Consider the following 9,136-nt stretch of genomic DNA (forward strand, 5'->3'; position numbering starts at 1 on the left):
TAATGAGTATGCATCTTGCTGAGCTTGAAGCATTGAAGTTAACCGATTTGTATAAGCTGGCAAAAAAACATCAGATTCCCTACTACGGACAGCTTAAGAAAAAAGAACTTATATTTGCAATTTTACGCGCTCAAGCAGCGGAGAGCGGACTGATGTTCATGCAAGGCGTCCTCGAAATTTTGCAGGAAGGCTTCGGCTTCTTACGGCCGATCAACTACCTGCCGAGCTCTGAGGACATTTACATCTCCGCATCCCAGATCCGTAAATTCGATCTGCGTTCCGGCGATGTCGTGTCGGGGAAATGCCGGCCGCCTAAAGAGAACGAGCGCTATTTCGGTCTTCTGCAGGTAGAGGCCGTGAATGGGGAGAAGCCGGAAACGGCATCCGAGCGGCTGCACTTTCCGGCGCTGACCCCGCTTTATCCGCAAACCCGGGTTATACTCGAAACAACCCCTAACAAGCTTTCGACTCGTATTATGGATATGCTAGCTCCTGTCGGACTCGGACAACGCGGCTTGATCGTAGCCCCCCCAAAAGCAGGCAAAACGTTGCTGCTTAAGGAAATCGCCAACAGCATCTCCACCAATTACCCCGATATCGAATTGTTTGTTCTCCTGATCGACGAGCGTCCCGAGGAAGTTACCGATATGCAGCGCTCGGTCAGAGGGGAAGTGGTAGCGTCCACATTCGACGAACTGCCGGAAAACCACATTAAGGTCGCCGAACTGGTGCTTGAGCGCGCTATGCGTCTTGTTGAGCATAAGAAAGACGTAGTTATTTTGCTGGACAGCATCACGCGTTTGGCCAGGGCTTATAATCTTGTGGTGCCTCCTACGGGCAGAACGCTCTCCGGCGGTATCGATCCCGGTGCATTCCACCGGCCCAAGCGCTTTTTCGGGGCTGCCCGGAACATCGAGGAAGGCGGCAGCTTGACGATTCTCGCTACGGCGCTTGTGGAGACGGGCTCGCGGATGGACGACGTCATCTATGAAGAATTCAAAGGGACGGGGAATCTGGAGCTTCATCTGGACCGCAAAATGGCGGAACGCCGTATTTTCCCGGCCATCGATATCCGCCGCTCGGGTACGCGCCGCGAAGAAGCGCTGCTCGGCAAGGAAGAGCTGGAAAAAATTTGGGCGCTGCGCAAAGGCATGAACGACTCGCACGAATATACGGAAGCTTTTATCAAAAAGCTGGCCGATACCAAGACAAATCAGGAGTTTTTGGATTCGCTCGCCTCCCCGTCGTCGTCCTCAGGATCAAGTACGGGCGGGAACAACAAGGGGAAAGTCAAAAACTCGGCTTCATAACGAGAGTGGCATGCGTATGAAGCGGCTTTTCTAAAGAAATCTTAAGGAGTACCCTTATGAATTTGGTTTATGCAGACGCTCAGGGCAACGTATTCGATCATCCCGACTTTCTTGCGCTCGGACGCAATGCAGAAATGATAACGGAAATTTTGGACGAAGAGCTGATTCCTCTTCCTGAAGGCGCTACGCTCGTTAGTCTCCCTTTTACACGTCCCGTCGGCATCGATGCGGACACCGGTGACATGAAGCTGGTCGAGGGCGACTACCATGCCGTAGGGGCGCTGCTCCCGCAAGGATTCACAAGACTGCTGCTGCCCGGCTACATCAAGTCGGATAAAACAAAGGCGCTGCCCTTGTTCGGATATACGGCAGTCGTATGGAAAGAAGACGGATTCTACGTAGCGGCCCGCCAAAGCGACAACCCGTACTTCTGGAATCCGGTCCATTGCGACCCCGAGGAGCTTGAGGTGCAGGTGAACCGGCTTGTTGCCAAGTATCCCGAGAACCGCTTGTATCAGCACCTCTCCAATTGCGCGTTAGGCTACGAATGCTTGACCGCATCCAACACATTCCTGCAGCGCTGGGAGGGAGCCGTTCCCGTCTCTTACTCCTGCAACGCGGGCTGCTTCGGCTGTATTTCCGAGCAGCCGGATGACAGCGGCTTTCCAGCCCCGCAGACCCGGATGAACTTCAAGCCGAATGTGGAAGAGATCGTGCAGATTATGCTTGAGCATTTGCGCACGCCGGAGAGCATTATCAGCTTCGGCCAAGGATGCGAAGGGGAGCCGAGCACGCAGGCCGCCCTGATCATCGAAGCGATCAAACAGGTGCGTCAGCAGACACAGATGGGTTACATCAACATCAACACGAACGCCGGTCTCACGGATCATATCCGCGGCATTGTGGACGCGGGGCTTAACCTGATGCGGGTCAGCACCATCAGCGCGCTGGACGATCATTATAACGCATACTACAAGCCGCGTGCCTATACGCTTAAGAACGTCGAGAAGTCGCTCCGCTATGCGAGCGATAAAGGGGTTATTACCTCGATTAACTATCTCGTGTTTCCGGGCGTGACGGACCGCGAGGAAGAGATCGAAGCGATGATCGACTTTGCGCGGCGGACAGGCTTAAAGCTGATCCAACTGCGCAATTTGAATATCGATCCCGAGAGCTACTTGAGCATCATTCCCAAAGCGCAGGGAGAACTCCTCGGCATGAAGCAGATGATCGAAATTTTTCAGGAAGAACTGCCTGATGTCGTGATCGGTTCCTATACCCATACGCCCGAGTTTTACAGCAGCGGAAAAGCCGCATCGGGCAAGCTTTGAGTGAACGCGATTTTCTGTTGCATCACATCTTTTCTATATGATATAATGACCATCGTGTGACTAGATAACTCTGTTTCAGCAAATGATTCAGGGCGGAAAGAGGTGAACAAGCATGAAAGAGGCGATCCATCCTACTTATCATGTAACCACAGTGACTTGCGCATGTGGTAATGTATTTGAGACAGGCTCCATCAAGCAAAATCTCCGCGTAGAGATCTGCTCGAACTGCCATCCGTTCTTCACCGGTAAACAAAAGTTTATCGATGCAGGCGGTCGTGTCGACAAATTCAAAAAGAAATACGGCATCTAATTGGCATCAATTTCAGTGCTGCCAATCGGCATAAGACAACCTCCCTTGGTCATCCTAAGCTTAGGCTTAGAGGTGAAAAGGGAGGTGTTTTTATGTCTGGAAAACGAGGCGGCTTGCAGCCTGGCGGATTCGGCTACGCTTTGCAAAGACCGGCTGCGTTCAAACGCATCCTGGGGCTTGCCGCGGCGGTTTTGCTGGCAGCGGGCATTACAGGCTGCAATGCGGGCAACAATACCGCAGGCGGCAAATACAAAGCGCAAGCGTACCCGCAGGACGGCTACATGGGATTAACGAGCGTCAATCCGAATAATCCGCTGCACCCAACATATCACCATTACAGGGACGATGCCGATCTGATGAAAGCGGTCCTTGCCCAGCTCAAGGGAATCGATAAAACCAGCATTACGTTCAACGGCCCGACAGCCAAAGTGAAAATCAAACCGAAAAAAGAGCTGACGGAAGCTCAGGCGGAAGAGCTCAGATCCCAGGCCCAGATGGCTCTGGATACGAATATGCCGCGATATGATGTGCGGGTTACAGTCGAAAGATAGTTTGGTAGGTTTTGCTCTTAGTTGCTATTTGCTTATCAATCGGCTATACTTATTTTTGCCGTGCTAGACGGGGAGGTAGCGGTGCCCTGTAGCTCGCAATCCGCTGTAGCGGGGTTGAATTCCTGTTAGAGGTACTGTGATGTGAGGTCTGGCTGTTGCACGTAGTGTTGAGAGTCGGGTCCTTCGCAATGAATGCTCGTGAACCCGGTCAGGTCCGGAAGGAAGCAGCCGTAAGCGTGATGTTTCATGTGCCGAAGGGTTGCCTAACTTGAGCTGTCGACAAGAGTACGCTCGTATCCCTTTATCAATAACAGGTGCACGGTTTATAATTGCAAATTATGCTAACGAAACGTCTGGCTGCTGCCGGGCGTTTTTTTCATGCAAAGGAAGGAAATTCCTTTAATGAAAGAGAATGAATATACTATTAAACAATTTTGAAAACGCTTTCCGATTGGGGGTGCTGTGTATGTCAAATTCCGGTTCTGAGCATTATCAAGTATCCGTGGAAGAAGTGCGTAAATTGCTGGATCAATGCTTGCAGGTCAGCGCGCTTATTGTCGATGAATCGGATCAAATCGTGGAAGCAAACGACTACGTACTGAAGCGCTCGGGATACTCGGCTGCGGAAATAACGAATATCGCGTTCTCCCAATTATTCAAAATGAAGCTCGGCTTGCAGGAGTCGTATAATGTTTACAATCAATCGGCGGGACGGACGGCGGAATGGCCTTACGGATTTATGATCGGAAAAAACGGCGAAATGACCCATTATCATTTTTCCATGACGAAATTGATGCGCGGCGGCAAACAAGCCTATCTGATCATTATGAAAAATCAGGCCGCATACTCGCAATTAAGTTTGCTGCAGCGATTTTCGGACGCCTTTTTGCAGGACGTCAATTTAGGTGTTCTTTTGATCGGAATGGACTTTACGCTTGTCGATATTAGCGATATGGCCTGCAAAATTCTCGGGATGGACCGTGAGCGGATTTTGAACAGGCCCTTGGAGGAAGTGTTTGCAACGGTTCCGCCTGAGCATCAGTTGGTGCAGAGAACCATTTTGAACGGAATGGTAGTGCGCAACTATGCGGTTTCCTGGACGAACAATCATGAGCGGTACGAGCTGCTGCTGGATTCCAATGTTCTTAGGGACAGCCATGGCCGAATGGTCGGCGCCTATCTGATTTTCAAAGACGTGACCAATCTTCGCTCTCTGGAGGAAATGGTCCAGCGCAGCGACAGGCTCGCGATGATCGGGCAAATTGCCGCGGGCACGGCCCATGAGATTCGCAACCCGCTGACTTCGATCAAAGGGTTTTTGCAGGTTCTCAAGCGGACGTTCGAAACGCAAGGGATGAGCAAGGAGCAAAACTACACGGAAGTCATGCTGGCCGAAATCAACCGGATTAACGAACTGGTCAATGAGTTCCTGCTGCTCGGAAAGCCCAAAAATGTGACATACGAACGCATAGACGCCTCTGAGGTTTTGCAGGAAATTTTGCCGATCATTAATAACGAAGCGGTGCTGCACAATGTAAATCTGCAATACGAAGCTGCCAGCCGCTTGCCTGAAATTGTGGCCGACCGGGAGATGCTCAAACAAGTATTTTTGAATATTTGCAAAAACGGCATAGAAGCGATGCCCGACGGGGGGATTTTGACCGTAACGGAGAAAACGGACCTGGCGGAGCGCAACGTGTGCATCGATATCCATGACACGGGAGCGGGAATACCGGCATTCGTGATCGATAAAATTTTCGATCCCTTTTTTACGACCAAGGATGACGGGACAGGACTGGGGCTGTCCGTCTGCCAAAGGATCATCCATGACATGGGAGGCAGTATCCGCGTATCGTCCAAAGGCTATGGAACGACGTTTACGATCAGCATCCCGTACCCTTAAGCAATTATTTCACCCCCGGAACGGTTTATAGTATAATGAATTCAATAATTCGAAAGAGGGATTGTTGGAGAGGGACATTATGGCACATATCGCTCTATATCGGACTTGGAGATCGCAGACGTTCGGCGAAGTCGTCGGACAAAGGCACATTACCCGGACGCTGCAAAACTCGCTAAGAGAAAACCGCCTTACGCATGCGTACTTGTTCAACGGTCCCCGCGGAACGGGAAAGACAAGCACGGCCAAAATATTGGCCAAAGCGGTTAACTGCCTGAACGGTCCCGCGGAAGAGCCGTGCAACGAATGCTCGGCTTGCTTGCGGATTACCGAAGGCGCTGTGATGGACGTCGTGGAAATCGACGCCGCTTCCAACCGGGGAGTCGAAGAAATCCGGGACATCCGCGACAAAGTGAAATATGCACCTACGGAAGTAAGGCAAAAAGTGTATATCATCGACGAAGTGCACATGCTGACGACCGAGGCTTTTAACGCGCTGCTCAAAACGCTGGAAGAGCCGCCGGCCCACGTCATGTTTATATTGGCGACGACGGAGCCCCATAAAATACCGGCCACGATTATATCCCGCTGCCAGCGCTTTGATTTCCGCAGGGTTTCGCTGGAGGAACAAGTGCAGCGGCTGCGCTTCGTTTGCGATCAGGAAGGCATCATGATCAGCGAAGAGGCGCTTCACTACATCGCCCGGCTGTCGGATGGCGGGATGAGGGACGCGCTCAGTCTGCTGGATCAAGCGGCATCGTTTGCAACCGGAGAAGTGCAGCTTACCGATATTTTATCCATTACCGGCGGCGTGGCCGCGGATCAGTTCGAAAAGCTCGTTCTGGCGATTAAAGACAGAGATTTGGGCGCAGCTTTGGAGTTGGTGGATACGTTCATGCAGGAGGGCAAAAGCGCGGACAAATGCATCGAGAACCTGATCGATTACTTCCGCGATCTGCTGATGGTGCGCATGGTTCCGAACTCGCCGGTCATTACAGAGCGGGTTTTCGATATGAACAAGCAGCGCGAGGTCTCAGACCACTTTACCCCAAATGAAATGATGGCTATTATAGAAATATTAAATCATTATCAGAGTGAAATGAAATATTCCGTACAGCCGCAGACGCTGCTTGAAATCGCGATTATGAAAGCCGGCGACATCCATGCCGGAGCTGGTTCGTCTCATGCTTCCATGTCGGTTGCTCCTGCAGCGGTTTCTTCCGGGCAAGGGGATCTGATCGCTCATCTGACAAAAAAGCTGCAGCAGCTTGAAGAACAGGTTGCCGGACTGGTAAAATCAGGTTTGACAGCCGCTCCGCAAGATCAGTCATTGAAGCAGGCTGCGCCCCAAAGGGGGCCGCTTGCCGCAGTGCCCGTCAAGAAATCGGGCCTGAAGCTGGACGGTTATCTCAAAGCGGCCGAAAGCCAGGAGATGAAGACGGCTCTTATGAAGTGGAGCCAGATTCTTGGCACCGTCAAGGAGAAAAAAATTACGGTTCACGCCTGGTTCGTGAACGGTGATGTGGTTTCCGTGCTGGATGATGCGGTACTCGTCGCTTTCAAGAACGAGATGCACCGCAATACGACCGAGAAGCCCGAGAACAAACAGTTGATCGAACAGGTGCTGACCTCCGTACTTGGCAAACCGTACCGCCTTTTGACCATTATGCGCAAGGAGTGGGACGAAGCTTCAAGCGAAGCGGCCGCCGCTCCGCAGGAGATTATGCAGATGGAGCAGGAGGAAGAAGCGGGCGGCAAGCCGAAGGAAGAATGGATTTCCGAAGCCATCCAACTTTTCGGCGAAGACTTGGTAACCATTAAAGAAGACTAAATATTTTAAAACCAGAAGGAGCTAAATGCGATGAATAACATGAATCAAATGATGAAACAAGTAAAAAAAATGCAAGAGCAAATGCTGAAAGCTCAGGAAGAGCTTGGCAACAAAACGATTGAAGGAACGGCTGGCGGCGGTGTTGTGACTGTCGTAGTGAATGGGCACAAGAAAGTACAAAGCATCACGATCAAGCCTGAAGCCGTAGACCCGGATGATGTGGAAATGCTGCAGGATCTCGTGCTGACTGCAGTCAATGATGCCATGACCAAGGCGGAAGAACTTGCGAACAAAGATATGGGCAAATTGACAGGCGGCATGAACATTCCGGGATTATTCTAAGACAGCCAAGACCAAGCGAATCTGATTGATGAAGGAGATCTTCCGTGCATTACCCCGAACCGATAGCCAAACTAATCGATGCTTTCTCGCGCTTGCCTGGGGTAGGTCCCAAAACCGCCGGCAGACTGGCCTTCCACGTACTTCGCATGAAAGAAGACGACGTGCTCGATTTTGCCAAAGCGCTCGTTAACGTGAAGCGAAACCTCCATTATTGTTCGGTATGCTGCAACATAACGGACGTCGATCCGTGCCGCATATGCCAGGACAAAAGCAGGGACGGTTCCGTCATCTGCGTCGTACAGGAGCCGAAGGATTTGGTGGCTATGGAGAGGACCAAAGAATTCGAAGGCTACTACCATGTGCTTCACGGTGCGATCTCGCCGATGGAGGGCATCGGCCCCGATCAAATCCACATAGCCGAGCTGCTTAAACGCCTTAGCGATGAAAAGGTTCAGGAGCTTATACTCGCGACCAATCCGAATATCGAGGGAGAAGCCACTGCGATGTATTTATCGAGACTGGTCAAATCTTTCGGTCTTCGCGTTACCCGGATCGCACACGGTTTGCCGGTCGGAGGAGACCTGGAATATGCGGACGAAGTGACGCTGACCAAGGCGCTTGAAGGCAGAAGAGAAATTTAATAATTCAGATCGGACGAAGAGAGCTGCGCGGCTCTCTTTTTTTGCGTGGAAAACTGAACGCCGGTTCTAAGCCCGTCGCCGTCGCCGTATGAATAAAGTAACTCTTTGTCATGATGGAATGGGGGACGAGCGGTGAAACCGGCATTGCAATGGTTGGACTGGAAAAGAAATACGGCGGCCAAACTCGATCTGGATGCAAAAAGAAGGGACAGGCAGGAGCTGATCCATGAGATCCGCAAGGCCCATAAAAGCTGGCTGGCGGCTCAGGCGCATTTTGAATTCGCGTTGGACAAGGACCATGTCGATTATGCGATTTATGCGCTGGAGGCGGCGGAAAAAAGGTATGAGATGCTGCTCAAGCAAGCCAAACAGCAGCAAATAAGCATGGTCGACAACGGCCGCGTGATGGAGGAATAAAATATGGCGCTCAAATACGCAATGTGGGGTTTGTTCGCGGGTTCATCTTTACTGCTCGCAATCATGCTGCTGCGCAACCGGCGGGCCGGCAGGTGGCTTGCGGGCCTGGGGTTAAATGTGGCTTTGGCCGCGCTTATTTTGTACGTCTTGAATCTGCTTAGCGGATATACGCATCTGGAACTGCCTATTAACACGGTGACTCTGGCCGCCGTAACGCTGCTTGGCATACCCGGCGTGCTGCTTTTGGCGGGCTTGAAACTAACGCTCATGTAATGGGAGAAAAAAACATTTATTTTAGTGTTGACTCGGCATGTCCGTCTGTGGTATCTTATAAAAGTCGCCGCTGAAACGGCGGTGAAATAAGCAAGATGATTGCTCTTTGAAAACTGAACAACGAGTGAAGAAGCAAGGTTGAGAAATCGACCAAAACAAGAGATTGCAAAATCTCGTCAGCTTTGAAATTGAGCTATTCAGCTTTCAATAAAGGTAACACCTTTTTGGAG

At 51.3% G+C, this 9,136-nt stretch carries 10 protein-coding genes and 1 other RNA gene; all 11 read left to right on the forward strand.

Features of this window, described 5'->3' with window-relative positions:
* The first annotated feature begins 2 nt into the window (after nucleotides 1–2).
* The 11 genes from rho (at nucleotide 3) to AC3G2T_RS37475 (ending at nucleotide 8,906) form a co-directional block, all read left to right on the forward strand.
* Nucleotides 3–1,310 (forward strand): transcription termination factor Rho, encoded by a 1,308-nt coding sequence (rho, locus tag AC3G2T_RS37425; protein ID WP_474687030.1) that lies wholly within the window; start codon nucleotides 3–5, stop codon nucleotides 1,308–1,310.
* Nucleotides 1,311–1,366: 56 nt separating this feature from the next.
* Nucleotides 1,367–2,641, forward strand: coding sequence for a radical SAM family protein (locus tag AC3G2T_RS37430; RefSeq protein WP_474687032.1), 1,275 nt, complete (start codon nucleotides 1,367–1,369; stop codon nucleotides 2,639–2,641).
* 112 nt (nucleotides 2,642–2,753) lie between these two features.
* Entirely contained in the window at nucleotides 2,754–2,951 is a 198-nt protein-coding gene (rpmE, locus tag AC3G2T_RS37435) for a 50S ribosomal protein L31 (protein ID WP_235120038.1), read from the forward strand.
* A 92-nt stretch (nucleotides 2,952–3,043) separates the two neighbouring features.
* On the forward strand, nucleotides 3,044–3,502 hold the full coding sequence (locus tag AC3G2T_RS37440; RefSeq protein WP_488438631.1) for a hypothetical protein: 459 nt from the start codon (nucleotides 3,044–3,046) through the stop codon (nucleotides 3,500–3,502).
* 58 nt (nucleotides 3,503–3,560) lie between these two features.
* Nucleotides 3,561–3,824: signal recognition particle sRNA large type (gene ffs, locus AC3G2T_RS37445), an RNA gene on the forward strand.
* Between the two features lie 144 nt (nucleotides 3,825–3,968).
* Nucleotides 3,969–5,405, forward strand: a complete 1,437-nt coding sequence (locus AC3G2T_RS37450) for an ATP-binding protein (RefSeq protein ID WP_488438632.1) — start codon at nucleotides 3,969–3,971, stop codon at nucleotides 5,403–5,405.
* 79 nt (nucleotides 5,406–5,484) lie between these two features.
* The gene (gene dnaX / locus AC3G2T_RS37455; RefSeq protein ID WP_488438633.1) at nucleotides 5,485–7,233 is read left to right on the forward strand and encodes a DNA polymerase III subunit gamma/tau; all 1,749 of its coding nucleotides are present in this window, start codon (nucleotides 5,485–5,487) and stop codon (nucleotides 7,231–7,233) included.
* A 30-nt stretch (nucleotides 7,234–7,263) separates the two neighbouring features.
* Complete coding sequence (locus AC3G2T_RS37460) at nucleotides 7,264–7,575, forward strand: YbaB/EbfC family nucleoid-associated protein (protein WP_474687039.1); 312 nt, start codon at nucleotides 7,264–7,266, stop codon at nucleotides 7,573–7,575.
* 44 nt (nucleotides 7,576–7,619) lie between these two features.
* Nucleotides 7,620–8,216: a recombination mediator RecR gene (gene recR, locus AC3G2T_RS37465; protein WP_474687040.1), complete on the forward strand. Its 597-nt coding sequence runs from the start codon at nucleotides 7,620–7,622 to the stop codon at nucleotides 8,214–8,216.
* 132 nt (nucleotides 8,217–8,348) lie between these two features.
* Complete coding sequence (locus AC3G2T_RS37470; protein ID WP_474687041.1) at nucleotides 8,349–8,633, forward strand: DUF2508 family protein; 285 nt, start codon at nucleotides 8,349–8,351, stop codon at nucleotides 8,631–8,633.
* A gap of 3 nt (nucleotides 8,634–8,636) precedes the next feature.
* The gene (locus AC3G2T_RS37475; protein ID WP_474687042.1) at nucleotides 8,637–8,906 is read left to right on the forward strand and encodes a pro-sigmaK processing inhibitor BofA family protein; all 270 of its coding nucleotides are present in this window, start codon (nucleotides 8,637–8,639) and stop codon (nucleotides 8,904–8,906) included.
* Nucleotides 8,907–9,136: the final 230 nt, after the last annotated feature.

The organism is Paenibacillus sp. sgz302191 (assembly GCF_057749925.1).

Bases quoted from the DNA above. Each gene is read 5' to 3' on its own strand.
- AC3G2T_RS37460 (WP_474687039.1), top strand. From the start codon at position 7,264: ATGAATAACATGAATCAAATGATGAAACAAGTAAAAAAAATGCAAGAG.
- AC3G2T_RS37475 (WP_474687042.1), top strand. From the start codon at position 8,637: ATGGCGCTCAAATACGCAATGTGGGGTTTGTTCGCGGGTTCATCTTTA.
- rpmE (WP_235120038.1), top strand. From the start codon at position 2,754: ATGAAAGAGGCGATCCATCCTACTTATCATGTAACCACAGTGACTTGC.
- AC3G2T_RS37450 (WP_488438632.1), top strand. From the start codon at position 3,969: ATGTCAAATTCCGGTTCTGAGCATTATCAAGTATCCGTGGAAGAAGTG.
- AC3G2T_RS37440 (WP_488438631.1), top strand. From the start codon at position 3,044: ATGTCTGGAAAACGAGGCGGCTTGCAGCCTGGCGGATTCGGCTACGCT.
- rho (WP_474687030.1), top strand. From the start codon at position 3: ATGAGTATGCATCTTGCTGAGCTTGAAGCATTGAAGTTAACCGATTTG.
- AC3G2T_RS37430 (WP_474687032.1), top strand. From the start codon at position 1,367: ATGAATTTGGTTTATGCAGACGCTCAGGGCAACGTATTCGATCATCCC.
- dnaX (WP_488438633.1), top strand. From the start codon at position 5,485: ATGGCACATATCGCTCTATATCGGACTTGGAGATCGCAGACGTTCGGC.